General features: G+C 74.3%; 15 protein-coding genes. 6 read left to right on the top strand and 9 right to left on the bottom strand.

Features of this window, described 5'->3' with window-relative positions:
* Positions 1-9: 9 nt before the first annotated feature.
* Complete coding sequence (locus OG393_RS06905) at positions 10-780, top strand: M23 family metallopeptidase (RefSeq protein ID WP_327373743.1); 771 nt, start codon at positions 10-12, stop codon at positions 778-780.
* Between the two features lie 190 nt (positions 781-970).
* Entirely contained in the window at positions 971-1,645 is a 675-nt protein-coding gene (locus tag OG393_RS06900; protein ID WP_327373742.1) for a GntR family transcriptional regulator, read from the top strand.
* A gap of 234 nt (positions 1,646-1,879) precedes the next feature.
* Here the strand turns inward: OG393_RS06900 and OG393_RS06895 are convergent, their stop codons facing one another.
* Positions 1,880-2,161 carry an HPr family phosphocarrier protein gene (locus tag OG393_RS06895; RefSeq protein ID WP_327373741.1) on the bottom strand — a complete coding sequence of 94 codons (282 nt, stop codon included), beginning with the start codon at positions 2,159-2,161 and terminating at the stop codon, positions 1,880-1,882.
* 175 nt (positions 2,162-2,336) lie between these two features.
* Here OG393_RS06895 and OG393_RS06890 point away from each other — a divergent pair, with 175 nt between their 5' ends.
* From OG393_RS06890 to OG393_RS06875, 4 genes are all read left to right on the top strand, one after another.
* The gene (locus OG393_RS06890; protein WP_327373740.1) at positions 2,337-5,300 is read left to right on the top strand and encodes a bifunctional acetate--CoA ligase family protein/GNAT family N-acetyltransferase; all 2,964 of its coding nucleotides are present in this window, start codon (positions 2,337-2,339) and stop codon (positions 5,298-5,300) included.
* Positions 5,301-5,425: 125 nt separating this feature from the next.
* Entirely contained in the window at positions 5,426-6,010 is a 585-nt protein-coding gene (locus OG393_RS06885; protein WP_327373739.1) for a DUF5998 family protein, read from the top strand.
* Positions 6,010-7,224 (top strand): alkaline phosphatase family protein, encoded by a 1,215-nt coding sequence (locus OG393_RS06880; protein ID WP_327373738.1) that lies wholly within the window; start codon positions 6,010-6,012, stop codon positions 7,222-7,224. Before OG393_RS06885 ends, OG393_RS06880 begins: the two co-directional genes overlap by 1 nt.
* A 256-nt stretch (positions 7,225-7,480) precedes the next feature.
* Positions 7,481-8,131 (top strand): thymidine kinase, encoded by a 651-nt coding sequence (locus tag OG393_RS06875; protein WP_327373737.1) that lies wholly within the window; start codon positions 7,481-7,483, stop codon positions 8,129-8,131.
* Between the two features lie 315 nt (positions 8,132-8,446).
* On the opposite strand, the gene OG393_RS06870 is transcribed toward OG393_RS06875, so the two are convergent.
* From OG393_RS06870 to OG393_RS06835, 8 genes are all read right to left on the bottom strand, one after another.
* Positions 8,447-10,561, bottom strand: coding sequence for a hypothetical protein (locus OG393_RS06870; protein WP_327373736.1), 2,115 nt, complete (start codon positions 10,559-10,561; stop codon positions 8,447-8,449).
* The gene (locus OG393_RS06865) at positions 10,558-12,666 is read right to left on the bottom strand and encodes a hypothetical protein (RefSeq protein WP_327373735.1); all 2,109 of its coding nucleotides are present in this window, start codon (positions 12,664-12,666) and stop codon (positions 10,558-10,560) included. The genes OG393_RS06870 and OG393_RS06865 overlap by 4 nt, the downstream gene beginning before the upstream one ends.
* Before the next feature lie 58 nt (positions 12,667-12,724).
* A complete protein-coding gene (locus tag OG393_RS06860; protein WP_327373734.1) occupies positions 12,725-15,355 on the bottom strand; it encodes a hypothetical protein in 2,631 nt (876 codons plus the stop codon).
* Positions 15,352-19,191 carry a tubulin-like doman-containing protein gene (locus tag OG393_RS06855; protein WP_327373733.1) on the bottom strand — a complete coding sequence of 1,280 codons (3,840 nt, stop codon included), beginning with the start codon at positions 19,189-19,191 and terminating at the stop codon, positions 15,352-15,354. The genes OG393_RS06860 and OG393_RS06855 overlap by 4 nt, the downstream gene beginning before the upstream one ends.
* A 145-nt stretch (positions 19,192-19,336) precedes the next feature.
* Positions 19,337-21,679 (bottom strand): VWA domain-containing protein, encoded by a 2,343-nt coding sequence (locus tag OG393_RS06850; protein ID WP_327373732.1) that lies wholly within the window; start codon positions 21,677-21,679, stop codon positions 19,337-19,339.
* A 211-nt stretch (positions 21,680-21,890) separates the two neighbouring features.
* Positions 21,891-22,442: a Pycsar system effector family protein gene (locus tag OG393_RS06845; protein ID WP_327373731.1), complete on the bottom strand. Its 552-nt coding sequence runs from the start codon at positions 22,440-22,442 to the stop codon at positions 21,891-21,893.
* On the bottom strand, positions 22,442-23,560 hold the full coding sequence (locus OG393_RS06840; protein ID WP_327373730.1) for a hypothetical protein: 1,119 nt from the start codon (positions 23,558-23,560) through the stop codon (positions 22,442-22,444). Before OG393_RS06840 ends, OG393_RS06845 begins: the two co-directional genes overlap by 1 nt.
* On the bottom strand, positions 23,553-26,087 hold the full coding sequence (locus tag OG393_RS06835) for a hypothetical protein (RefSeq protein WP_327373729.1): 2,535 nt from the start codon (positions 26,085-26,087) through the stop codon (positions 23,553-23,555). Before OG393_RS06835 ends, OG393_RS06840 begins: the two co-directional genes overlap by 8 nt.
* Between the last annotated feature and the right edge of the window lies 1 nt (position 26,088).

The raw sequence follows: 26,088 nt of genomic DNA, 5'->3' as shown, positions 1-26,088 counted from the left end.
AGCCCCTCCATGGCATTCACCCGTGCCACCGGGAAACATCGTGCTCCGAGCCGTCTGGCGCGCCGTGGCGCGGGCATCGCCGGCGTCGCCACCCTCGCCACCACCGGCGTCATCGGAACCCTCGCCTCCCCGGCGCTCGCAGCCGACACGGAGGCCCCCTCCCTGGAGGACACCGGCCTCAACCAGGCCGTGGTCGCCGACGTCCTGGTGGACACGGTGAGCGTCCAGGCCGTCGCTCAGGAGCGGGAGGCCGTCGAGGCCATCGCCCGCGAGAAGGCCGCCGCCGAGGCCAAGCGCAAGGCCGAGGCCCGGGCCAAGGAACTCCGCCAGGCCAAGGAGCGCGCCGCCCGCGAGGCCGAGCGCAAGCGCCTTGCCTCCTTCCAGCTTCCCGTCGCCGGCTCGTACGTCAGCACCGGCTACAAGACCGGGGGTGCGCTCTGGTCCTCCGGCAGCCACTCCGGCGTCGACTTCCACGCCGCCTCGGGCACCAAGGTCGTCTCCGTGGGCTCCGGCACCGTGGTCGAGGCCGGCTGGGGCGGTGCGTACGGGAACAACGTCGTCATCCGGATGCACGACGGCACGTACACCCAGTACGGTCACCTCGCGGCCATCAGTGTCTCGGTCGGTCAGGCCGTCACTCCCGGTCAGCGGATAGGCGTCTCGGGCTCGACCGGCAACTCGACCGGACCCCACCTCCACTTCGAGGCCCGCACCACCGCCGAGTACGGCTCGGACATCAACCCGATCGCCTACCTGCGCGCCCGCGGTGTGAACGTCTGATCCCGCACGCGTCAGAAAGCCCCGGCTCGTACAGAGCCGGGGCTTTTCTACAGGCCAAAAGATATCCATGGAACCTCCGTGGCCTTCGGAAATGCCGCCCTCCTGCAATAGAGTCACCGCAAGGTCGGCGAACGGACGTCCACCGGATGGGTTTCGCGCGGATTAAGGCGGATTAAGGCGGAGGTCGAACATGCGCATTCCCGCGCAGTCGGTATGCACGGCGATCCGGGACGACATCGTCTCCGGGGTCTTCGAGCGTGGCACCCGGCTGACCGAGGAGCAGTTGGCACGCCGCTACGGGGTCTCCCGCGTCCCGGTCCGCGAGGCACTGCGCACGCTGGAGTCCGAGGGGTTCGTGGTCACCCGCCGGCACGCGGGCGCCCACGTCGCCGAGCCCACCGAACAGGAGGCGGCGGACCTGCTGGACATGCGGGTGCTGCTGGAGCCGCTGGGTGCCGCCCGGGCTGCCCAGCGCCGCACCGAGGCCCATCTCAAGGTGCTGCGCGGCCTGGTCAGGCTGGGACAGGAACGGGCCAGGCGAGGGCAGGGCGAGGATCTGCGCTCCCTGGGTGGCTGGTTCCACGAGACGCTGGCGCAGGCCGCCGGCAGTCCGGCGCTGACGGCGCTGCTCACCCAGCTACGGCACAAGATCGCCTGGATGTACGCGGTGGAACCGGCGCCCCGGCCCAGGGAGGAGTGGGCGGAGCACGGCGCGATCGTGGACGCGGTGGCGCGGGGCGACGCCGAGCGGGCGCGGGCCCTCACCGCGCTGCACGCCGAGCGCTCGCTGGCGCTGTACCGGCCCAGGCGCGGCCGTGTGAGGGCTTCGCAACCTGCCGTAAACACCGTGAGTATCCGGAATTAACAGCGGCGCCGTATACAAAGAGAGGTAATGCGGGGGCCTATTCGCGCTGCCCGGGAATCGGTTGATTCGTGTCATGCGATGCGCCGGGACGAGAAATGCGGCGTACCCACGCTCCCGGCGGGGAAAGGCGGGGTGCGCCCGGACGGCGCGCATGGAGTCCCTATCGTTCCCGAATAAACGAAAGAGCCGCACCCTCCGGAATCCGGACGGACGCGGCTCCCGCGGGCGGGCCGGTCAGACGGTCTCGGGCAGCTCCGAGAGGCCCTCGGCGACCAGCTTCGCCAGGCGGTCCAGAGCGGCTTCGGCGCCCTCGGCGTCGGAGGCGAGCACGACCTCCTCGCCACCCTGGGCGCCCAGGCCGAGCACCGCGAGCATGGACGCGGCGTTCACCGGGTTGCCGTCGGCCTTGGCGATGGTCACGGGGACGCCGGAGGCCGTGGCGGCACGGACGAAGATGGAGGCGGGACGGGCGTGCAGGCCCTCGGCCCAGCCGACGTTGACGCGGCGCTCAGCCATGGTGTTGCCCTTCAAGTCTTGGCCGGTTGTCTAGACCAGTCTCTCATGGGTTGCGAGGTGCTCGTGCCGACCTCCGGGCGGGCGCCGGAACGGCCGTGCGGCTTTCCTACCTTGCATGGCGCGCACGGCGTGCGCGACCGATGCCATGCTCCGGCACCGGCCGTAGGCTGACCCCATGCAGAGCGCGTCGGAACAGCCTGAACACGCCTATCCCGACCACTGGGAGGCGGACGTGGTGCTCCGTGACGGCGGCACCGCGCGCATCAGGCCCATCACCGCCGCCGACGCCGACCGGCTGGTCAGTTTCTACGAGCAGGTCTCGGACGAGTCGAAGTACTACCGCTTCTTCGCGCCCTACCCGAGACTCTCGGCCAAGGACGTGCACCGCTTCACCCACCACGACTTCGTGGACCGGGTCGGGCTCGCGGCGACCGTCGGCGGGGAGTTCATCGCCACCGTACGCTACGACCGCATCGACGCGACGGGCCGGCCCGCGACGGCCCCGGCCGACGAGGCCGAGGTCGCGTTCCTGGTGCAGGACGCGCACCAGGGGCGCGGTGTGGCGTCGGCTCTGCTCGAGCACATCGCCGCGGTGGCCCGCGAGCGGGACATCAGACGTTTCGCCGCCGAGGTACTGCCCGCGAACACGAAGATGATCAAGGTCTTCACGGACGCCGGATACACCCAGAAACGCAGCTTCGAGGACGGCGCCGTGCGGCTCCACCTCGACCTGGAACCCACCGACCGGTCGCTCGCCGTCCAGCGCGCGCGGGAGCAGCGCGCCGAGGCCCGCTCCGTCCAGCGACTGCTGGCCCCCGGCTCGGTCGCCGTGATCGGCGCCGGGCGCACCCCCGGCGGAGTCGGCCGCACCGTGCTGCGCAACCTCCTCGCCTCCGGCTACACCGGACGCACGTACGCCGTGAACCGAGCCCTGGAGCCCGGACACGGCGCCCTGCTCGAAGGAACTCCGGCCTTCCGCTCGGTCGGGGACATCGGGGAACCGGTGGACCTCGCGGTCGTCGCCGTCCCCGCGGAACGGGTGCCCGAGGCCGTCGCCGACTGCGGCGAGCACGGGGTGCGCGGCCTGGTCGTGCTGTCCGCCGGCTACGCGGAGAGCGGACCGGAAGGGCGGGACCGGCAGCGCGCGCTGGTGCGGCAGGCCCGTTCGTACGGAATGCGGATCATCGGGCCCAACGCGTTCGGGATCATCAGCACCTCGGCGGACGGACCGCTCAACGCCTCGCTCGCCCCGAGGATGCCGGCGGCCGGCAGGATCGGTCTCTTCACCCAGTCCGGCGCGATCGGCATCGCCCTGCTGGCCGGCCTGCACCGGCGCGGCGCCGGAATCTCCTCCTTCATCTCCGCGGGCAACCGCGCGGACGTCTCCGGCAACGACTTCCTCCAGTACTGGTACGACGACCCGGAGACGGACGTCGTCCTGCTCTACCTGGAGTCCATCGGCAACCCCCGCAAGTTCACCCGACTGGCCCGGCGGACGGCGGAGGTCAAACCGGTCGTCGTGGTCAAGGGCGCCCGGCACAGCGGAAGCGCGCCACCCGGACACCGGGTCCCGGTCACCCGCATCCCGCACGCGACGGTCTCAGCGCTGCTGCGCCAGGCCGGTGTCATCCGGGTGGACACGGTCACCGAACTGGTCGACGCGGGCCTGCTCCTCGCGGGCCAGCCGCTGCCGGCCGGTCCGCGGGTGGCCATCCTCGGCAATTCGGAGTCGCTGGGGCTGCTCACCTACGACGCCTGCCTGACCGAGGGGCTGCGTCCGCTGCGTCCGCTGGACCTGACGACCTCCGCGAGCCCGGCCGACTTCCGCGACGCGCTCGCGGCGGCGCTCGTCGACGAGGCCAACGACGCCGTGGTGGTGACCGCGATCCCCTGGGTCGGTGACAACGGCGCGGTCGAGTCCGGCGACGGGGAGGTCCTCGCGGCGCATCTCCGCGCGGCGGTCGCCTCCGCCCCCGGCCCCGCGAAGCCGGTGGTCGTGGTCCACGTCGAGATGGGCGGCCTGGCGGAGGCGCTCTCGGCGGCCACGAGCACCAGGCCGCGGACGGCGTCCCGCGCACCTGAGCCCGCCGTCGGGGTCCCCTCCCGCACGGTGCCCTCCGGACCGTCCGGACCCACGAACGGGGCGACCGGCCCCCGCGGTCCCGCCGGACCGGTGCCGCCCGTCCCCTCGGCCACCGGCGCCCCGGACCCCGCCCTCGCCGCCGCCCCCAACCCCACCGCCGTCACGCTCCCCGACGGGCTCGCCGCCGACGGCATCCCCGCCTACCCGGCCGCCGAGCGGGCCGTGCGGGCACTCGCCGAAGCCGTCCGGTACGGCCAGTGGCGACGGCAGGCCGCCGAACCCGGGCGGGTGCCGGAGTACGAGGACATCGACGAGAGCGGGGCGGCCGGACAGATCGAACGACTGCTCGGGAACGGTGCCGCGCCCGGCGGTGTGACCCTCGGCACCGAAGCGGCGGCGGAACTGCTCGGGCGCTACGGGATCACGGTGCGGCCGACGCTCCCCGCACCGAGCCCGGACGACGCCGTCGAAGCCGCCGCCCGCCTCGGCTACCCCGTCGCCCTGAAGACCACCGCACCCCACCTGCGCCACCGACCCGACCTCGGGGGCGTCCGGCTCGACCTGGCCGGCGAGGCGCAACTCCGCACCGCGTACGCCGAGATGACCGGTGCACTCGGCAAGCCCGAGGAGCTCCACCTCGTCGTCCAGGCCATGATGCCCCGGGGCGTCGACACCGTCGTCCGCGCCGCCATCGACCCCGCTGTCGGCGCCGTCCTCTCCTTCGGGCTCGCCGGGGCCGCCTCCGAACTGCTCGGCGACATGTCCCACCGGCTCGTCCCGGCCACCGACCGGGACGCAGCCGAACTCGTGCGCTCGATCCGTACCGCCCCGCTGCTCTTCGGCTGGCGCGGTTCCGCCCCCGTCGACACCCCCGCCCTGGAGGAACTGCTGCTCCGCGTCTCCCGGCTCGTCGACGACCACCCCGAGGTGGTCGCGGTCACCCTCGAACCCGTCGTCGTGGCCCCGCGCGGCCTCTCCGTGCTCGGTGCCGCGGTCCGTCTCGCCCCGCCCCCGCCCCGCACCGACCTCGGCCCGCGCCGGCTTCCCGGCTACTGACCGGCCGCCGGGCCCTGCCCGCCTCTCACCCGACCCCGCTCGGGCCGCCCCGAGGTCCACGCCCCGGAAGGCGAGCGTGCCCAAGCGTCCCGGAGCGCCCCTTCCGACGGATTAGGATGGAGTCCATGGCAAAGACCGGTACGACGACCCAGGGGCTGCGCGCGGCGATCGAGCGCAGCGGCTACTACCCGGCCCTCGTGGCCGAGGCGGTGGAGGCCGCCGTCGGTGGAGAGACGATCGCGTCGTACCTGGTGCACCAGGAGACGACGTTCGACTCCAACGAGGTCCGCCGCCACGTCACCGTGCTGGTCCTCACGGCCAACCGGTTCATCGTCAGCCACACCGACGAACAGAACGCCGACACCAGCTCCCCGACCCCGTACGCCACGACCTCCACCGAATCGGTCAAGCTCGACCGGATCTCCTCGGTCGTCGTGTCCCGCGTCGTCGCCAACCCCGAGTCGTACACCCCCGGCACGCTGCCCCGCGAGGTGGTCCTCACCATCGGGTGGGGCGCCGTCTCGCGGATCGACCTGGAGCCCGCCGCCTGCGGCGACCCCAACTGCGACGCCGACCACGGGTACACCGGGAACACCACCGCCGACGACCTGAGCCTGCGCGTCAGCGACGCCGGCGACGGCCCGGACACCGTCCGCCAGACCCTGGCCTTCGCCCAGTCCCTCTCCGAAGCCACCGCGGCGACCCGCTGATGGTGCAGCCGACCACCGTCACCTCCGGGTGGCCGGACGAACCCGTCCCGCTCGCCCTGGACACCGCGCCCGTCCCCGCGTACGGCACCGGTTCGCTCGCCGACCTGTTGCCGACGCTCGCCGCCGGTCAGGGCGTACCGGGATGCGAGGCGCGCATCGCCGACCTCGGCCCGGCCGACCGGAACTGCGTCTTCCTGATCGACGGACTCGGGTGGGAGCAGATCAAGGCCCATCCGGACGAGGCGCCCTACCTCACCTCGCTGCTCGCCACCTCGCGCGGCGGCACCGGGCGGCCGATCACCGCGGGCTTCCCCGCCACCACCGCGACCTCGCTCGCCTCGGTCGGCACCGGACGGTTCCCCGGCGAGCACGGTCTGCCCGGCTACACCGTCCGCGACCCCGCGACGGGGGAGCTGATGAACCAGCTGCGCTGGAAGCCGTGGACCCCTCCGCGGGTCTGGCAGCCCTACCCGACCGTCTTCCAGCTCGCCCACGACGCCGGGGTCCACACCGCCCAGGTCTCCTCGCCGGCCTTCCGGGACACCCCGCTCACCAAGGTCGCGCTGAGCGGCGGGACGTTCCACGGAAGGCTCTCCGGCGAGGAACGCGTGGACTTCGCGGCCGGGCAGCTCGCCGCCGGGGACCGTTCGTTGATCTACACCTACTACAGCGAACTCGACGGAGCCGGTCACCGGTTCGGCGTCGACTCGGACGCCTGGCGCGGCCAGCTGATGTTCGTCGACCGGCTCGTCCAGCGACTCGCCGAACAGCTGCCGCCCCGCTCCGCGCTGTATGTCACGGCGGACCACGGCATGGTCGACATCCCCTTCGACGAGCAGTCCCGCATCGACTTCGACGAGGACTGGGAGCTGCGCGCGGGCGTGGCCCTGCTCGGCGGAGAGGGACGTGCCCGCCACGTCTACGCGGTCCCGGGCGCCGAGGCCGATGTCCTGACCTGCTGGCGTGAGGTGCTCGGCGAGCAGTTCTGGGTGGCGAGCCGCGAGGAGGCCGTCGCGCTCGGCTGGTTCGGCCGTCCGGGAGACGGCGTCGACGAGCGGGTGCACGGGCGGATCGGAGACGTCGTCGCCGCCGCCCACGACGACGTCGTGATCACCGCCTCCGTCAACGAACCCCACGAGTCGGCCATGGTCGGCGTCCACGGCTCCATGACGCCCGCGGAGCAGTTCGTGCCCCTCCTCGAAGTCCGTTCCTGACCACCTCCCGCCCCCTACCGCCCCGTCCAGGCCGGCTCCCCGTGGCCTCCCTGTTCCCAGACTCGAAAGGTCCCGGACCTCCGATGCCCGAGCCGGCGTTCCTCTCCGCAGCCACGGACGGCGGAAACCCGACCGGTCCGCTCGGGCGTCCGCCGGCCCCTGCCCGTGTCAAGGTCGGGGCCGTGCGGGGAGCTCCCCTGTCCGCCCGTGCGGGGCGTGCCCGTCGTCGTTCATCCCGAAAGGCCCTGTCGTCCTGATGTCTGAGCTGGCGTTCTTCTCCGGGACGATGGACTGCGGGAAGTCGACTTTGGCGCTCCAGATCGCGCACAACCGTTCGGCGCGGGGCCTGCAGAGCGTGATCTTCACGCGCGATGACCGTGCGGGGGAGGGCAAGCTGTCGTCCCGGCTGGGCCTGGTGACGGAGGCGGTGGAGGCCGCACCGGAGCTGGATCTCTACGGGTTCGTGGTGGAGCTGATGTCGCGGGGCGGGAAGGTCGACTACGTGATCGTGGACGAGGCCCAGTTCCTGTTGACGCAGCAGATCGACCAGCTGGCCCGGATCGTCGACGATCTGAACCTCGACGTGTTCGCCTTCGGTATCACCACCGACTTCCGTACCAAGCTCTTCCCCGGCTCGCAGCGGCTGATCGAGCTGGCGGACCGCGTGGAGCAGCTCCAGGTCGAGGCGATGTGCTGGTGCGGCGCCCGTGCCACCCACAACGCGCGCACGGTGGGCGGCGAGATGGTCGTCGAGGGCGAGCAGGTCGTGGTGGGCGACGTGGGCGGGGCCGCGGAGGTCGTCGGCTACGAGGTCCTCTGCCGCCGGCACCATCGCAAGCGGATGACCAGCGCGACGTCCCGAGCGGCGGCTCTGTCGCCGGACGTGCTGCCGGTCACCTCCGGCTGAGCCCCTGCCTGGGGAGACCTCAGGGTGCTGCCGACACCCCGGGCACCCTTGGGACGCCGGCTCCCCGCCCACGCCGTGTGCTGCCGAGGCGGCGGGGGCGCGCGTACCCGCAGGCAGAGCTACCGCGGGAGAAGAGAAGAAGGCCCACTACCTGCTCGTGGTCACGGCCGACCAGCACATTCACAAGATCATGAGACTTCGTGACATCCACGGTCATGTCCCCCCCCGTCATCGAGAGCGCCGAGGAGCCGCCGGCAGGTCGGCGTGCTGCCGGTCACGGTCGACTGACGGAGGACCGCGCCGGCCGTCACGCCCTCACACGAACAGCACCACGATCGTGACGATCAGGGCGAGCACCGCGAACGCGCCCGTCCCCAGGACGCAGCCGGGCCGCGTCGCCAGCTCGGAGAGTCGTCCGCCGACGGAGTGGATCTCCGGACCGGCGGGAGGCGACGACGCCGGCCCGTCTCTGCCCGTCCCGGCCGGGAACGCGGGAGGCACCACAGTCGCGGAGGGAACGACCGGGGCGGGGGATACGGAGCCGCCCGGGGGAACCGCCGCCGACGGTCCGGCCTGGGCCGTGGCCGCGCCCTGGCGGACGACCATCCGGACCACCTGCTGCCAGAGCACGGGCGGGAGATCGGGGACGACTCCGTTCTCCGGTTCGGTGACGCACCGGCGGAGCCAGGCACTCGCGGCGGGGCGACGGTCGTGGGTCATCCGGTGCAACAGCTCCTGCAGGTCCCGCAGATGGCGCTCCTCCCGGGCCAGGGGGGCCACGGCCCAGGTGAACAGCTCCGCGGCCCGTTCCGCCCGGTCGTCCCCGGCCGTCCGGGAGTCGGACGCGGGGTCCGGTGGGCCGGCGGCGAGCGAGAGGTGGTTGCGGAGCACCTCCGTGCACAGCGCGTGGCGCACCGGCAGCGTACGTGCCCTGAGACGAGGACCTTGTCGCAGTTCCGCGAACAGCAGGTCCACGGCGGAGGGCGGCAGCCCGGGGGTCCGCAGGGCCTCCAGGAGGTGCTCGTCCGGCGTCTGGCGGAGGCGGGCCGCCAGCACGCTCTGCCTCGCGGGACCCCGGTACGTTCGCAGTTCCTCGTGGAGCGACGGCCCGGCCCCGGCGGACGAGGCGGCCTGCGTGGGTGTCGTCGGACGGGCCGGCGGAAGGTCCGGGGACTGCGCCGGCTCCCACCCCGGTGCCCCGGTAGCCGGGACCGTGCCCCGGACCGCCTCCGGTGCGCGGCCCCGCGGCGCGGGCCGTGACACCGGAGGCCGCTCCAGCGGGTGCCGGGACAGCGACAGTTGGGCGCGTCGAGCGGCGTCCTCCGTCTCCGCCACCCACCCGGTCGTTCGCTCGGGTTCGCGGGCCGTCGCACGCTCCGGGCTCCGTCCGGGCTGTATCCCCGGCTCACGTCCGGGCTCCCCGGGGTGGTGCGGGGCGGTCCCGCCGGACGCGGAGCGCCGCTCGGTGTCCAGGACACGCTCCAGCAGGGCCCTGCGCCGCGACCAGTCCAGTGTCGCGGCGCCCCGGAGCTCCTCGGTCAGTTGCGGCAGCCCGGGGCGATCGCCCAGCGGGTGGGTCAGGAGACGGTCGACCAGCAGGGCCGCCGCCCGCTGTTCGACGTCTCCGCGTGGTGCGGGGCGGTCCCCGGAGACCCGGGCCAGCGGGCCCGCGCCGCCCGCGTCCGGTTCCCAGAGCGGGACGGACATCAGCCGCAGCGGATGGGTGTCCACCGTGTCGTGGGTGGCGAACGTCCACTCCTGACCCAGCCAGGAACCGAAGAGCAGGAACAGCCCCAGGTACACCAGGGGCGTTCCCTCCGGATCAGGCCAGCCTGGTTTCTCCTCCCCGTCGGCCAGCAGTGACACCCGTTGCGCCGGGTCACGCAGCCATGCGGCGGTCACCTGCACCAACGCGTCCCGCACCGTCGGCAGTCGCTTCCCCATGACAAGGAGTCTTCGGCGCGCCAGGTCGTCGAGCTCCGCGCTCCGCAGGGTGGGCAGCCGCCCGGAGGCGCGTTCGGCGGACTCCCGCGTGCCCCATCCCTTGTAGGCCAGGCCCAGACACTGACGGGTCTTCAGGGTCCTCGTCCCGCCCACGAGTACATGACTGACGGTGCTGGGCCGGCCGGCCCGGTCGTGGGTGGGCCAGCGCCGGACGAGGATGACCTCACCGTGTCCCGCGTCGTCGCGGGTGACGGTACGGACGATGCTGGGCCGGGTGGCCGCCGTTCCGGACACCCACAGCAGGGGCCCGAGTTCGCGGCCCAGCTCCGCCGCGCGTCCGGGCGCGCAGGAATGGGCGACGGCGGTCATTCCGGTGTCCTGCCTGCCGCCCTGGTTGCCGTCCCAGCGGAACACCAGCTGGTGCACCGCACCGGATGGACCGGTGGGACCGGCGCCCGGAGCCGTCCACCCCTGGAAGTCGCTCACTCCGCACCTCCTCCGACCGTCTCCGCCGGACCGTGGGCGTCCGTCGGGGGCACCGACTCCCAGGCGGGCTCCGCCCCCACGGTCAACGCCTCGACACCACCGGGCACGTCGATCAGGCCGTGCATCGCGAGCAATGACACCAGCGGCTCCAGTACCCGGCGCGGTTTCGACCCCGTCGGATAGCGGCCGTGCTCCTCCTGGCCCCCGGTGGCCGAGGCGACGTGCAGTGTGCAGCGGCGCACCGTGTCGAAGGGACGCAGCCACGCCTGGCCCGCGTGCTGACGCAACAGGCCGTAGACGTCCCGGCTCTCCTCCCGCATCCGCTCGGGGTCGAGCGCGGCGCGCCGCGGCTCGGCCAGCCACCGGTCGACCGGTGCCTCGAAGCGCAGGAGGTCGGCCTTGCCGAGCACCATCGCCGCCGCCACGTCCAGATACGGGCCGTTCTTCGGCAGCCGGTCCAGCACGGTGCCGAAGGCCAGGTCCCCGTCCCGGTTCACCTCCAGCCCCCATCGCTCCCGGGCGTGGTCCAGGTGCGGCAGCGGAAGCGCCAGCGCCGGATCGACGACGAAGACCAGGGCGTCGACACCGAGGAGGAACCGGAGGGTGGAGTCGGTCCGGACGAGGTCCTCGCCGCCGAGGTCGAAGAAGGCGACCGGGCGGACCCGCCCCCGGGCGTCGGTGAGGAGGAGGGACTCGGCGAAGCGGGCGTAGCCCCTGCCCGCCACGGAGCCGGTGTGGCCGAGGACCTGTCCGTTGCGCAGCGGCTGCACCCGTTCCCGTACGAACCGCGCGTGCTGCTCCGGGTTCACCGACTGCGCGGTGAGGCCGTACGGCTCCAGGCCGCCGTCGGTGATCTCCGCGATCATCTGGGTGAGCAGATGGCTCTTGCCCGCGGAGGACTGGCCGACCATGGCGACGGTCAGCGGCCGGCCGTAGGTGAGGTAGGGCACCGGGATGAAGTGGTCGGGGAAGTCCGGATCCCCCGCGCACTTCTGGACGGCCCCCCGCATGACGTCCTGGCGGCGCAGGGGGTTGGTGATCTCCGCCGGGTCGAACGCCTGGTACTGCATCCTGCTGTCGGTGACGAACAGCGCGCCGAGGTCGAGCCGGATGGTCTCCAGGCAGTACGGGCAGAGCACCTCGCCGGCGCCCCGCTCGGCGGCCGGCCCCGGATCGGCGGGCGGGGCCTCGCGTTTGAGTCGCAGCGCGTGCTCGAACGCCTCCCTCTGCGGGTTCGGCCCCTCGACGGGCGCGGGGACGGCGACCCGACCCGCTGCTCCCGGGGCCAGCAGGTCGAGCAGCCGGGCCGGTGCCGGCCGGTCGGCCGCCAGCGGGGCGAAGGCACCGCGCAGGGTCTCGGCGAGGACCCGGTGCTCGGCGAGGTCGCCAGGAGCCCGGTCGTCGGGCCCCGGCCTGCCGGTGACGAGCTGGTACAGGACCTGCGCGGCGCTCCACACGCTGTCGCGGGCCTCGACCAGCCCGTGGCCGCGACGCTGCTCGGGGGAGCTGTACGGCGCCCGACCCCACGGGGTCCTGGGCCTGCCCGCGGGGGCCGCGCTCTCCAGGCCCCAGAGCTGGACGGACGCGCCGTCCCAGAGGACGGTGGCGGGCGAGACGCCGCGCAGCACCAGGCCCTGACCGTCCAGCAGGCACAGCGCCAGCAGCAGCTCGCGGGCGAGGACGCGCTGGTCGGTCGCCGACATCACATGGGTGCGCGCGGTGGGGACACCGCGTGGCGCCGCGTACAGCAGGAACGGCTCGGCCGTGTCCAGCTCGTACCCGAGGATCGTCGGGAAGAGCGAGGCGTACTCCGTGTCGGCGAGCGCCCGGTGCAGACGCAGGGCGGTGCCCGCTTCCGTGTCGAGTAGCGCGCGGGAGGCGGGGTTCGCCGCGTCGGCGGCGGACAGCCGCACCTGGACGAACGGCAGGCCCTCGTCGTCGAGGATGCCGTTGCGGATCTGCTGGGGCAGGAGGGGATCGCGACGGCCCTCCGGGCCGAGACGTGCCGGGGCCACGCGCCGCCGTCCCGAGGGAACGGTGAAGGCGAGGGTGTTCCCCCGCGCGGGGTCCGGCCCCGTGCCGGGGGAGGTGGAGCTGCGGGTCACCTGCGGTCGCCGTCCTTTCGTGCCTGCGTGGGCCGTGGGCAGGGGTGCGGGATGCGGGTCACCAGCGGTCCCCGTCCCCGCGCCCGTATGCGTCCGCCCGGTCGACGTAGGGGGGGTCCGCCGGCCCGGGGAGGTCCGCCGGCTCGGCTCCCTGGCGGGGCCGGACGGTGTCCACCACCCCCATGCGCAGCGGCGTGAGCCGGATCAGGCCCGCGTACCGCCCCGACGCGGTCCACAAGGTCTCCTCAGCCCATGCGGTACCGCTCGCCCGCCAGGCCGTCTCGACCTCGCCGCGCACGGCGTCCGGAGCGAACCTGATCCACACCGCCGCGGCCGGATCACGGCTGAGCAGCGTGCTCTGCTCGGGAGACGACAGCTGCACCACGGTCTGCCGGTCCGGTTCCGCTCCGACCAGTTCGGCGACCCGGTACGGATCGGTGCCCAGCAGCTTCGCCGAGGCGCTGCGCGTGCGGTGCCGGGCGGCGAACGGAGGCGGGGCCAGGACGCCGTTGACCCGCAGGTGACGGCGGGCCGTCGCGAGCAGCTCGCGGACCCGTTCCTCGGTGCGCCGCCCGGCCGACGCACCGGCCTGCCCGCGCTCGACGGCACCCCAGTACGGCGCCATCGCGGCCAGCGCCGCGTCCGTCAGATCTCCGGCCAGCGTGGTGACCAGCTCCGGCCCGCCGTCACCGCTCTCCCGCTCCAGCCAGCGCGGCACCGCGGCGGTCCGGTCCCGCCACGGTCCTTGCGAGTCCTGCCACGTGCCGGTCCCCTCCCACGAGTCCGAGCCGGCGGCGGAGGACCGTCCCTCGACCGGTTCCCGGGCGGGCCCGTCCTCCCACGCGTAGGCGCTCGCCCAGTCGTCGTCCGCGCCGCCGTCGCCGGGCATGGCGAAGGCGGCCGTCTCCAGGGCCGAGGCGCTGCACAGCCAGTCGTCCTCGGCGGCCGGGCCTCCGGGGGTCGCCTGACCGGCGGTGCGCCGTTCCGGCGCGGCCACCGCCTCGCCGTCCGCTGCGGCCGCCGTCGCCCGCAGCATCCCCGCCACGGACCGGGCGGCGTCGGCGCAGTACAGGCGTTCCTCGGCGGCCCAGTGCTCCCGCACCGCCTCGGCGAGCAGGGCGTCGAGTCCGTCCAGGGCGCCGCGCACCACGGCGGTGCCCCGGTGGGCGGCCCAGAAGTCCGCCGCGGTGCGCCACCGCCGGCGCGCCGCCTCCACCGCCAGCACCAGCCCCGCGGTCAGGCCCACCGCGCTCAGCCAGAGCGCGGGCCCTGTCGCGTACGCCAGGCCGACTCCGGCGGCGGCGCCGAAGAAGGCCGCGATCCGGGGGCCGACGGGCCGGTGCCCTGGACGCGCGCCGTCCCGCAGCCGGGCGGCGCCGAGCAGTGCCGCGCCGAGGACCACCAGGGGGACGGCGAGCGCGAGGGCGGCCGACGGGCCCTGCCACAGCCCGCCGAGCAGCCCCGCGAGCGCCGCCACCGCGGTGACTCCGGTCGTGGCCGGGGACACCGGGCCGCCCGGCTCCGCCGCCCGGCGGGCCACCGCGTCGGCGGAGTGTCCGGCGAGCCGGGGCAGCAGCGCCGAACCCGGCACGGGCTCCACCCGGCCGGCGAGGGCCGTGAATCGCTGGGCGACCGCGCGCAGGGCGAGCCCCTGCCCGAGCAGCCGGCCGGCGAACTCCCGCAGGCCCTCGCCGATCCGTTCGCCCACGCCCTCCGCCGACGGGACGCGCAGCCCGAGCGCCGTCAGCCGTTCCGCGGCCTCGGCCGACGCACCGGACCCGCCGCTGTGCAGCGCGGTGGCGACCAGCTCCCGGTACTCTCCCAGGGCCCGGTCCGCCCGTTCCAGATCCGCCTCCAGGGTCTCCCTGCCGCGGGAGCTCAGCAGCCCGGGAAGGGACCGCAGGTCCGCCAGCGCGTCCTCCGCTTCGTCCAGGGCCTCCGCGCACGCCCGGTACGCGCTCTCGGCGGCGCCCCCCGGTTCCCGGTGCGGCTGGTCGCCGGCGCCCCGGCCGGCCACCAGGCCCCGCAGCGGCTCCGGCAGGTCCGTGGCGGACCACGCGGCCGACGGGGCATCCGGCCGGGGCGAGCCGTCCTCGCCCGCGAACCGGGTGAGCGCGTCGCGCCAGGCGTGGTCGCGGACCTCCGGCGGCAGATCCTGCTCCAGCAGCCGCACTCCGGGCGCGGCGACGGCATCCGGCAGGGTGCGCACCTCGTCGAGCACCCGCAGGAACACGTCCGGGACCGACAGCAGGTCCACCAGGACGGCCAGCGCCTGAGGTTCGTCGGGGGCGGGCTGTTCGAGTGCCGTCCGGGCGGAGCGCAGATCGCCCGCCCACAGCAGGGCGGTGCCGGAGGAGCGCAGCACGGCGGGGCGCACCAGACGCCGGTCCGCCCGGAACGCCTCGTCCGCCCCCGCGTACGTGCCGGGGGCGCTGCCCACCAGCAGCACCAGCAGCCGTACCTCGCCCAGCGCGCGGTAGGCGGCGAGCAGTTCGTACTGCCGCTGATGGTCGGTCAGCCCGGCGGGGGTGTCCACGACCAGGAAGAGCGGGTGGTCGGGTTCCGGCAGTCCCGCCTGTCCCAGCTCCCGGGCGACCCTGGCCCGCAGCGCCGGGGCGTCGCCGATCTCCGCCGCCCCGGACCGGAGGTCCAGGTGGACGACGGCGCCGATGTCCTCGGGGGTACTCACTCCGCGTCACCGTCCCAGGGGTTGCGGCGGGCACGGTCGCCCTCGGGGGTGCGGGCGTCGCCGGCACCGTCCGCGGCACCGGAGACACGGGGGGAGTCCCAGGGCGCCCACGGCCGGCCGTCGTCGCCGTCCGCGTGTCCGCCGGCCCGCTCCCGGGAGCCGTTCCGGGCCCCGTCGCCGCGCCCGGTGTCGTCCGCGGGGTCGTGCGGACCGGGTTCCCGTCGCGGGCCGACGCCCCACCCGTCCGGCCCGGTGCCGCCCCCCCGGCCCTCCCAGGGGGCTCGGCTCCCCGGTTCCGGCGGGCCCGACCTGGCGGGCCGGTCCGACCGGACGGGCCAGTGTGTCCGCTCCTCCTGCTCCGTCCGGTCCGCCCCACGGTCGGTCGGATCGCCCCCGGTGTCCCGGGCGTCCGGGTCCCGGTCGGCATGGTCCGCCCAGCCGGACCGGCCGGCCCGCTCGCCTCCGAACTCCCCGTGACCTCCCTCGTCCATTGAGCCCCGGTCGTTCCGTACGCCCCGGTCGTCACGCGTACCCCATTCGCCCTGTGGGACCCGGTCGCCCCCGTGTTCCGTGAGGCCACCGGAAGGAGAGGCGCCCCTCGTCGCCGACCGCGGGGCCGTGCCCCAGTCGTCGTCATCGGCGACGGGCCGGCGTCGCTCCACCGCCTCCTTGCGGGCGTGGGGCACCCGGGCCCCGCCGCGCACGTGCTCCAGCAGCGTGCGCAGCGTCGGCTGGATCGCCCGCTGGTCGCCGAACTCCATGTCCAGAGCGGCCGGCAGTGTCTCCGCCCAGAACTCCCAGAGCGGCCGCACCCAGCCCTCGACCCGCTCGCCGCCGCGTGCCCGGCGCTCCTCCAGCAGGTCCAGTTGGAGCGGGGCGATCTTCTCGACGAGTTCCACGAAGAGCGGATGCGGTTCGCTCCCGCTGCGGGCGAGCCCCAGCGGCTGCGCCCCCATCAGCTCCCGGCAGTAGTCCTCGACGGTCCGCTCGTCGTCGAGGACGGTCCAGCGCTCGTACGAACGCAGCAACTCCGCCCAGCTCGACACCCCGCCCGGGAAGTCCCCCAGCCGCAGCCGCACACCGGGCACGTGCTCGCCCGTCTCGGGGAACAGCCGCAGCCGCACCCGCCCCGGCGACGCCGGGTCCCCGTCGAACACGTCCACCTGACCGTTCCACACGCAGCACAGGATCCGGTGCAGGATGGTGCGCCGGTCCTCCTCGCTGCTCACCATCCAGCTGTCCCGGAATCCCAGTCGCTGACGCCAGCGCAGCACGTCCTGGGCCTGCTCCGAGTCCTTCGCCCGAGCCCACTGGCGCAGCACCTTACGGGCCTCGGGCACCTGGGTCAGGCTCATCTCGCTGCGGAACAGCACCACGGTGATCGAATCGCTCTCCACCCCCCGGTACTCCACGGAGTTATTGGCGTCCGACGGCAGCCGCAGCGCCTTGCCGAGGTACTCCTGCACCTCCTCCACGGCCTGTACCCGCGGATACGTGACGAGGACCCGTAGCGGACCCGTTCCCTCGGGGGTGAACCCCACCGGCAGCAGCCCGGTCAGCTTCCGGCCGAACAGGTCGAGCGCCTCCTTGCTGACCTGGTCGGTGGCGTCCGCGTCACCCGCGGCGGCGGAGAGCAGGGTGCTCATCGCCGGCAGCAGCGGCCGCTCCTCCAGATGTTCGCCGGACTCGGCGAACAACCGGGTGATCCGGCCCTCCAACTGGGCCTTGACGGTGGCCACCGCGCCGTCCGGGTGACGCCGGCTCTGCGCGTGGACGGCGCGCCAGGTGTCCCCGTCGAGCATCGTGAGCAGCAGCGCGGCCTCGTCGTCGTGCTCGCGCAGACCCTCACGCCGGATCAGCCGGGCGACCAGGTCCTCGTAGAAGTGGTTGAGGGTCCGCTGCGGCGGCAACAAGTACGAGATCCCGGTCCGGTCCTCGTAGAGTTCGAGGCCCTTCTGCTGCGACACCTTGCGCTCCTGGTCGGAGTGCTTGCGGAAGGCGTTCACCAGCCGCCCGAGGTCGATTCCGGCCGCGTCCGCCTGCGACTGCCAGCGCTGCTGCTGCTCCCGCCACGCCTCGTGCCACAGCGCGCGGCTGCGCCACTGGTACCAGGCGTCCTGCTCCCGCAGGGCCGCCTGGACGTCGTCGTCGCCCCAGCGGGCCGGCGACATCCCGGCCATCCGGCCCTTGATCCGCGGGTTCTTGGGCGGCTGGTCGGTCACGCCCGGCGGACGCTGCGGGGCCAGCGCACGACTGTTGAGCATGCCCAGGAAGCCCATCCGGACGATCGGCTCGTCGCTGCCCGGGACACCTCTGACGACCCGCTCGGCGAGGAACGGGTCGACGCTCTGGAGCAGCTTGTCGATGGCGGGCCGCGGGGCGAACCGGTCCGCCATCGAGGCGGCCTGACGGTCCGCCACCGACCGCAGGTCCGACAGCAGCCGCTGCATGTCGGCGATCCGCTCGTTCAGGGCGTGCTCGATGGCCCGGCTGCCGCGCGGCAGCGGATCGGGCTCGGTGACCGGCAGCTGCCTGCGTTCCCACAGCTCCTCCAGGTGGGAGTCGGCGAACAGCTGACGGACCATCGGCACCGCCGTGTCCCGCAGTTCGCCGCGGGGCCGCTCCACGAGGTCCGTGACCGCCTTCCGCAGCAGCCGGCCAGCCACCAGATCGGCCAGCTGGTCCATCGGGGCGGTCATGGAAGCCACCAGGCTGGTGGACACGCCCTGCCGGCCGATGCCGGTGGGGGACAGGGCACTGCGGTGCACGCCCCTGTTGATGAAGCTGGCCGCGAAGGTCTGGAAGTCGTCGTCGGCCGCCGTCATCCGGCCCCGGGAGCGGCCGTCGCCCGGCTCGGTGCCGATCAGCGACATCACCAGGGAGACGATGGACCGGCGCAGGTCGTCCTGGCGGATACCGGCGGTCGGACTGAACAGGAACGCCGTCGGCAGGATGCCGGTCCGCAACCGGATCGCCTGCGTGCCCGGGTAGCGGACACCGAGCCCGGACTCGTGGTCCAGGTCACCGATCTCGGAGCCCTCCGTCGGCGCGTTCTGACCGTCCACCAGCCGGAACAGGTCGACCAGCGCGCGGGCCGCGTTGAGGTCCGCCTCCCGCCCGCCGCCCGTGGACGAGGAGAACGAGGAGGGCATCATGACCAGGGGATAGATCTTCACCCCGTCGAAACGGCGCAGCTGGAAAGCATGGTTGATCAGGTGCAGGTAGTCCAGGAAGATTCCGGCACCGGTACCTCCGGCGACGGAGAAGGACACGAACACGTCGCAGCCGTTGACCTTGCCGCCGCCGAGTTCGCTCAGCTCACCGGCCGAACGGGCGATCGCGTCGATCGCCTGGAGCAGCGGTTCGAGCACCGGGCCGAGACTGTGCCGCAGGGTGGCGAACAGCGCCGCGCGGCCCACGGTGGGCAGCTGGCCCGCGCCGCTGTGCAGCGGGGTCACCTTCGGCTCGTCCACGCGCGGCGGCAGCCAGTCGGCGACCTCCTCCCGCACGCTGGCCCGGAGCATCTTGGTGACCTCCGGTGAACTGTCGAAGTTCGGCAGCAGGTTGTGCGTGACCCGGGAGGTCCGGGCGTACGCGGCCCGCAGCGACGGGTCGACGTTGAACTGCGGCAACCGCTGGAGATCGGACTCGCTGTAGTCCGCGTACACGAACTGGAGGCAGTCGGGCAGCTGGTAGGGGGCGTGGCCGCCCTGGCGGCTGAGCGCCACACCGTCCGGACCGCACAACTCGGCGCGCAGCCGGCGTTCGAGCTCGGCGCCGACCAGACCCCCGGTGCCGCCCAGGCCGACGAAGAGCATCGGCTGGAAGATTTTCATGGGTTCCCTCCCGCTTGCGGCCGTAGCGGCGGCCGTTCCGTCATCGGTACTCAGGGGGTGCCGCGCGGCGCGACGGCCGTGCGGCACGGGGGCCGGGGCGGGCGGGGTGCGCGGAGCCCCCGCGCACCACCGGCCCGCCCACGCGTCACAGGTAGGTCTCGTAGGGGCTCGACGCCCCGCCCTCGGCGGGCGGGGGAGTGGGGCCCGTCGTCCGCCCGCTCCGACCGGTCCCACCCTTTCCGGGCCGTGTCCGACGGGTCTTCGCGGCGCGGGTCTCCTCGCCCAGCGAGAGGCTCAGCGTGTCGGTCAGCGGGACGCGTCCGCCGGCCGGGAGCCGCGCGGTCCCGCCGCCGCGGGTGCGCAGGACCGCGCCGCCCTCGGGGCTGCGCCGGACCGCGTACGGGCCGTTGTTCCGGCGCTCGATGCGCGGATCGCGGTGGGCCTCGACGACGGCGAACCCGTACCACTGGCGCTGGCCGTGGCCCGCCGTGTGCTCGCCGAGGACGTCACCCGCCTCGGACACGAGCCGCAGGACCAGTCCGTGCGGGTCACGGCGGGCGCGGCGCAGGCGAGACCAGGCGAGCGCAACGGCCGCGACCAGCGCGATCAGCAGGACCGCACCGAGGAACGCCCCCCAGTACGCGTCCCAGAACGCGTCCCAGGCGCCGGGCTCCGGTGTGACCCGGACCGACAGCGGGGAGCGCACCAGTGTCCGGTCTTCGTCGGTGGTGTCCACGACGGTCACCGTGCCGCCGAGCCGCAGTCCGTCGTCGCCGAGACGGTCGCCGAAGACGGCCGCCGGAGCGACCTCGACGGTCACCGTCCGGGTCCCGGAGTCGCCCGGCTTCAGCTCGATCTCGGCCGGCTCGACCGACAGCAGTCCGGAGGCGAGGTCGGCGACGGACAGCCGCAGGGTGTGCGGGGTGTCGCCGGTGTTGTGGACGGCCAGCGTGCCGGTGAACCGGGCACCGGGGTGGACGTCCGCGTCGGCCAGGGTGAGGGCGGTGGTCACGGTCAGCGTGCCCGGCGCGATCTGTCCGCTTTCGCTGCGGGTGTCGGCGGCGAGCCCCGAAGCCGTCAGTGTCCCGCTCACCTTCAGCGCGCCGTCGGCGCTCTTGGGGACCCGCACGGTGCCCGTGAAGGAGCCGTCGCTCTTCCTGTCGTCCGGGGCCTTGCCGTCGTCGGCGAGGCGCAGCTCCAGCGGCGCGAAGCCGTCGCCGGTCAGCCGGCCGCTGACCCGCAGTCCGGCGTAGTCGCGCGGGTCCTTGATCTCGTAGCCCTCGCGGGTCTGCAGGCGCAGGGTCACCGTGGTCTCCTCACCGGCCTGCGGCGAGGGCGGGTTCATGGTGATGGCACCGCGCAGTTCGCCCTGCCACAGCACGCTGACGCCGACCGGCAACGAACGGTGCCCCTCGGGGGCCTCGACCTTCACCTTCCAGACGCCGGGCACCGGGTCGGTGATCCTCAGCGCCTCCACGGCGTCGCCCGCGCCCGCCAGTTCGAACTCCGAGGCCCGGTACTTGCCCGAAGTGGGAACGGGGTGCCCGTTCGGATCGAGGTAGGTGACCGTCACGGCCGGGTCGCCCTTGTCGACGACGATGCTGCCGACCGTCGCCAGCGGCGAGATACCGATCTCCAGGGTGCTGGGCGGACGCCCGCTGGGCCCCGGCTGGTACCGCAGGCAGTGCGCGGCGGCGAAGATCTTCTCCAGCGTCGGGCCGACGTCCTTCGCGCCGGAGACCTTGTCGGCCCTGGGCCGCGCGGAGGGCAGTTCGACACAGCCCTTCTGGTAGCCGCCCGCGGCCATCCGGTCGAGTTGGGCCTTGTCCGGCTTGGGCCCGAAGCCGAGCGGCCAGATCTGGACGTTCTGTGCCGCGGCGTTCTTGAGCTCCCGTTCCAGTTGCCGTTCGCCCTCGGCCTCGCGGTGCGCGGGGTCGCCGTACTGCGGGCTGCCACTGACGTCCATCTCGCCGTCGGTCAGCAGGAACAGGACCCGGGGCACCGACGGATCGGTGCCGGTGCTCAGCTCGTGGACGGCCTGGCGTATCGCGCTCGGGAAGTCGGTGCCGGTGCCCTCGCTCTTCTTGCGGCCGCGGAGCTTGGCGACGCAGCGGCCGATCGACGCGCGCCCCGCCGCGTCCAGGGTGGTCTTCGGGCACACCGGGTCCAGCGCGCGCTGGTCGGAGGACTCGGCGGCCGCGAATCCGAAGACCGTCACCTGTGAGGACGACGACACGTCGCCCAGCGCGATGCGCGCGGCGGCGGCCTTCTCTGCCTCCATGTCCCGCTGCGCGAGGCTCGCCGACTCGTCGACGGCGACCACGTAGTTCACCGACGCGAAGGCGGGACGCGCGTCCGCCGCCGGTGCCGTCGCCGGGGCGGTCGGCGCCAGCAGGGACAACAGCACCGCCACGCCGCCCAAAGCGCGGGCCGCCGCGCCACGCTCCCGGTCCCCTCGTGTCCGTCGTCTTCCTCTGACTGCTCTCACGGCCGTCCCCTTGGTTCGTCTCTGCTTCGTTGCGTGGTGGTGCGCCGACGGCGTGGGCCGGGCCGCGGCGCCGAGCCGTCCGGGCGGTCACGTACCGCCCGGACGCCTCCGGTGTTCGCCGGCCCGCCCCGGCAGCCCCGAGGGCCTTCCGGCGCCCGGGAACCGCACACGCCGGGCCGTGGCCGCCGCCCGCCGGCGGCCACGGCCCGGCTCAGCGCGCGGTCAGGCTCCAGACCAGTGCCAGCGCCGCCGCCGGGGTCAGCGCGGTGACCCCCCAGCGGATGGCCCGGTACTTCGCGGACAGGATCGAGCTGACGTCCACCGCCTGGACGAGCAGCCAGCCGACCGGGTCGCGGCCGGCTTCGGTGACCTCGGCGGACAGCCGCGCGAAATCCCGCGGAGGCAGCAGGTCGCCGAAGAACGTCACGCCCGGCCGCCCGCGCACCGTGCCGGTACGTGGCATCAGGGCCCGGACCAGCGCGGTCACCGCGACGGCCCAGAGCACGCCGGCGACCACCAGCGCGATGTCGGCCGCGCCGCGCCAGTCCGGCGCGCCGTGCCACCCGATCAGGAACGCGGGCAGCGCCAGCGCCCCGGAGAGCAGGACGGCCGCCTTGGAGTCGGCCCGGCCCAGGTCCTCCCGAATCGTGTTCAACAGCCGTTCAGCGATGCGTTCCCCCGCCGGGTCGCGCCCGTGCAGACCCCCGTCCGGCACCGGCGCGACCCGGTCGGGGGACGTTTCCGGACCCCCGCCGCCCGCCATCAGTCCTCCTCCGCCCAGGACCAGCCGTCGTCCCGGTCGCGGCTCCCGCGACGCGGCGGATCCGCTTCGCCGTGCGCGTCGGCGTCCTCCCACGGAGCGCGGTCCCCTCCGCCCGGCCCGGCCTCGGCGGTGTCCGGCCCGCGCCGAGCCCGGGAGGGCGGTTCGTCCGCCACCCAGTCCGGCGTGTACCGGGGTGCCGCACCCGGCTCCAGTTGCGGTGCGGACCTGTGGGGAGGCAACGAGCCGATCGGCCCCTGGACGCGGTGCCGCCCCCGGTTGAGGAGTTCCAGAGCCTGCGCTTCGACCTCCGAGGACTGGATCTGGCCGCTGGCGACCATGGCGAAGAGCCGGTCGACGCGCTCCTTCTCGTCCTGCCGGCCCTCCTGCCGGATCTTCTCCAGGAAGTCCTTGGCCTCCTCCGGCCTGGCCGCCAGCATGTAGCTCAGCTGGTCCAGCTCGCCGCCCCGCAGCATGTTCCGGAAGGTGTCCTGGTGGACGCGGGTCACCTCCGCCTCCGCGTGCGCGGCCCGTAGTCCGTCCATGTGCGCGATCGTCCGGTCATCCACCCGCAGCCGCACATACAGCCGCACCCGCAGGCCGAGTTCGGCGCCCAGGTCGTCCCACCGCCCGCCCCCGCAGTGCCGCGTCAGGGCCCGGTCGGCCTGTTCGGCCTGGCTCACCGGGAACTCGGCGGTCACCTCGCGCAGGCGTTCCAGCGTCGGGGCGGTGAGGCGCTCGGCGACGTCGGTGACCACCTCGGTGGCCGCCAGGTGGGGATCGGACACCGTCCAGTGGATGTCCACCTCCGCCTTGAAGAACGTGGCGCCTCCCGCCGCGGGCAGCTCCAGCTCCAGCCGGGTCACGAAGGTGCCCAGCGCGATCTCGCAGATGGTGTGCGGCCGGGCCAGCGCCCGCTTGTCGTGGTGCCGGACGCCGGAGACGCTGGCCACGCTGTAGCCGCCGTTCCGGTAGAAGAGCACCGAGGCCGTCCTGGCGCCCGACTGCCGGAAGGGTCCCGTCGGCTGGTACTCCCGCAGGAACGGGCCGGCGGGCCCCGCGCCGGAGACCGCGTGGCCCCCGGGGTTCTCGCCCGCCGCCGCGCCGAAGCCCTCAGCCATGCCTGTCCTCCTCGTCCGTCCGGTCCCCCGGTGTGACGGCGAGCCACCACAGGGCGCGCGCCTGCGCGTCGGGGAGCGGATTCTCCGGATCGTTCATCATGCGTCGCAGCAGCCAGTCGAGCCGCCGCCGGTCGTGTTCCTCGGTGGCCAGCGCCGGCAGCAGCGCGGCCAACCCCGGCCGGGTCCACTCCGTGCCGTCCTTGCGCACGGCGGAACGCAGCAGGACCTCCAACGAGTCCACGGCCACGTCCCTGGAACGCGCGGTGTTGAGCGCCGTCCACATCAGGTCGGCCATCGGCCCGACGAGTTCCGGGCGGGTCACGGCGAGCGCGAGCGGCAGCGGCCAGTCCCCGAGGTCCGCCAGGGGCGAGCCCGGCCCGTCGGTCAGTACCTCGTCCACCTCGCTCAGGGCCAGGCGCACGGTGGTGACCAGCCCGAGGTCCTGGTGTGCCGCGCGCTTGTGATGGGTCCAGTCGGCCATCCGGCGCAGCACCGTCGCGCTGTCCGGGAGGGCCAGCAGCCGGACGACGTTGAACGAGGCGACGGCCAGCTGCTCCCCGTCGTCGCGCACCCCGATCCGGGCCAGCGCGTCCAGGGCGTCGTCGGTCGTGGCCGCGGCGGACCCGTAGCCCAGCGTCATCGCCGCGGTCCAGCGCAGTGGCTTCGTCCCGGACCGGCTCCAGTCGGCCACCAGCGTGCGCACCGCCCGGGCGTGCGAGGGGTGGCCGGCCGCCTGGTCCAGGGTGGTGGCCGCGAAGATCCTCCGGCGGGGCCCGGACGCCTCGGCGAGCGGCCGGACCAGTTCCGCGTAACCGTGGTCGAAGTCCCTGACGCACAGCTCGCCGGCGGCCACCGCGGCGCGCATCCAGATATGCGGCCGGGGGTCGTCCGCCAGCAGCCGCAGCCAGCGCACGACCGGCGTCCGGGCCGGGAAGTGCCGGTCCCACACCTCGGCCAGCACCGCGGAGGGCAGTGCGGAGCCGCGGTACCAGATCAGTCGCGCGTCGACCTCGGCACCCGCCACCTCGACCCGGCCGTCGGTGAGTTCGGCGCGCGAGAGCGCCAGGTCGGAGACGGGATCGTCGCAGAACAGCGGGCGCGCGGGGGCGTTCTCCGGATCGCACTGCACGGACAGTTCCCAGGTCAGCAGATGAGCGGCGGCGGCCACGGCGCTGTGCGGTGCGCCGCCCAGGACGGCGAGCGCGATACGGAACGCGACGGGGTGGAAGAGCGCCGCCGCGTTCGCGCGTGTCGTGGGGTCGTCCGCTTCGGGTGTCGTGGCGAGGGTCCGGTCCACGCCGGTGAACCACTCCTGGGCCTGGTCCGCGGCGAGGCTCCGGCAGCCGGCCAGCAACTCCTCGGAGGACACCTCGTCGAGCAGGTGGCCGGCGAGCAGCGAGGCGAGCAGCTCGGCCTCCGCGGGGCGCAGGTCCCCGAGTCCGACCGCGTCCCTGACGTCGCGCCGGTCCACCAGGGACTCGGCGCGGCCGAGCAGGGCCTCGACCCGGGCGGCGGCGTCGTCCGCCCCCGACGGGCCGCCCGCGGCGACGTGGTCCTCCAGACGTTCCCTGAGCCGCGTGGTGAGCAGTTCGCGTGTGGGCGCGGGCGGGCAGAGCATGCCGTAGCGGCCGGCGAGCAGCGGGTTCGCCGCCGAACCGAGCGGCACGACGATCACCGCGAAGGAGCCGTGGGCGTCCAGGGCCGCGGCCAGACCGTCGAGGTCCATGGCGTCGGGCGGCACCGCGCCCGGTCTGGCGAGCGCGAGTTCGAGGAGGTAGCCCGTGCTGGGGAGATCCGGACCGCCGTCGTCGCCCGGGGCCGCGTCGGACGAGGCCGCCAGGGCGACCAGGCCGCGCACACCGCCGTCCGGATCGACCCGCAGCACCCGCGGGCCCGCCGCGTGGCCGGGACCGGGCCCGGCGGAGGCGGTGACCTCGTCGAGGAGGGAGAGCGCGGTGCTGGTGCGACCGGTGCCCGGCGCCGCCCCGAGCACCAGGAGCCGCCGGGCGCGGAGCGCGTCCCGCAGCCGGGAGTAGCCCTGCGGTTCCACGTGGATCCGGCGCAGGGCGCGCAGTTCCTCGTCGGGTACCGGACCCGTGCGCGTCGCAGCGCCGGACTGGCGGGCGTCCATCCGCAGATGGATGTCGCCGATGTGGGCGCTGCCGATGTACGAACGGTCGAAGCTGTGCAGGTCCCGGCCGCTCTCGAAGAGCGTCCGGGTGGACCGGCGGGCCCGCGCGGCGGCGGCGAGGTCGGTGGGTCCGGCCGGGTCGTCGCTCTGTTCCTCGGCGAGCGGGTCGCGGGTGTGCTCCTTGAAGCGTCCCGCCGCGCGCTCCCGCTCCCGGTCGCGTTCCGCGGCCTCGGGGTCGGCGGACTCGTCCTCGCCGTCGGCTCCACGTTCCGCCCCGCGCGGCCCGTCACCCTTCCGTCCGGCCCCGGGCCGGTCCTCGGCCTCGGCGGAGCGCCCGTCGGGACCGTGGCGCGGCGCCGGTTCGGCGGCGTCGTCCGTGTACTGGTCGTCGGCCATG

The organism is Streptomyces sp. NBC_01216 (genome assembly GCF_035994945.1).
Taxonomy (GTDB): Bacteria; Actinomycetota; Actinomycetes; order Streptomycetales; family Streptomycetaceae; genus Streptomyces.
Note: the sequence above shows the minus strand (reverse complement) of the source record. Positions and strands in the feature narration are given on the sequence as shown.

What these genes read in the sequence shown, in the direction of transcription:
- OG393_RS06900 (WP_327373742.1), top strand. Translation starts at nt 971, where the DNA reads ATGCGCATTCCCGCGCAGTCGGTATGCACGGCGATCCGGGACGACATC.
- OG393_RS06855 (WP_327373733.1), bottom strand. Translation starts at nt 19,191, where the DNA reads ATGAAAATCTTCCAGCCGATGCTCTTCGTCGGCCTGGGCGGCACCGGG.
- OG393_RS06895 (WP_327373741.1), bottom strand. Translation starts at nt 2,161, where the DNA reads ATGGCTGAGCGCCGCGTCAACGTCGGCTGGGCCGAGGGCCTGCACGCC.
- OG393_RS06890 (WP_327373740.1), top strand. Translation starts at nt 2,337, where the DNA reads ATGCAGAGCGCGTCGGAACAGCCTGAACACGCCTATCCCGACCACTGG.
- OG393_RS06875 (WP_327373737.1), top strand. Translation starts at nt 7,481, where the DNA reads ATGTCTGAGCTGGCGTTCTTCTCCGGGACGATGGACTGCGGGAAGTCG.
- OG393_RS06905 (WP_327373743.1), top strand. Translation starts at nt 10, where the DNA reads ATGGCATTCACCCGTGCCACCGGGAAACATCGTGCTCCGAGCCGTCTG.
- OG393_RS06845 (WP_327373731.1), bottom strand. Translation starts at nt 22,442, where the DNA reads ATGGCGGGCGGCGGGGGTCCGGAAACGTCCCCCGACCGGGTCGCGCCG.
- OG393_RS06835 (WP_327373729.1), bottom strand. Translation starts at nt 26,087, where the DNA reads ATGGCCGACGACCAGTACACGGACGACGCCGCCGAACCGGCGCCGCGC.
- OG393_RS06885 (WP_327373739.1), top strand. Translation starts at nt 5,426, where the DNA reads ATGGCAAAGACCGGTACGACGACCCAGGGGCTGCGCGCGGCGATCGAG.
- OG393_RS06840 (WP_327373730.1), bottom strand. Translation starts at nt 23,560, where the DNA reads ATGGCTGAGGGCTTCGGCGCGGCGGCGGGCGAGAACCCCGGGGGCCAC.
- OG393_RS06880 (WP_327373738.1), top strand. Translation starts at nt 6,010, where the DNA reads ATGGTGCAGCCGACCACCGTCACCTCCGGGTGGCCGGACGAACCCGTC.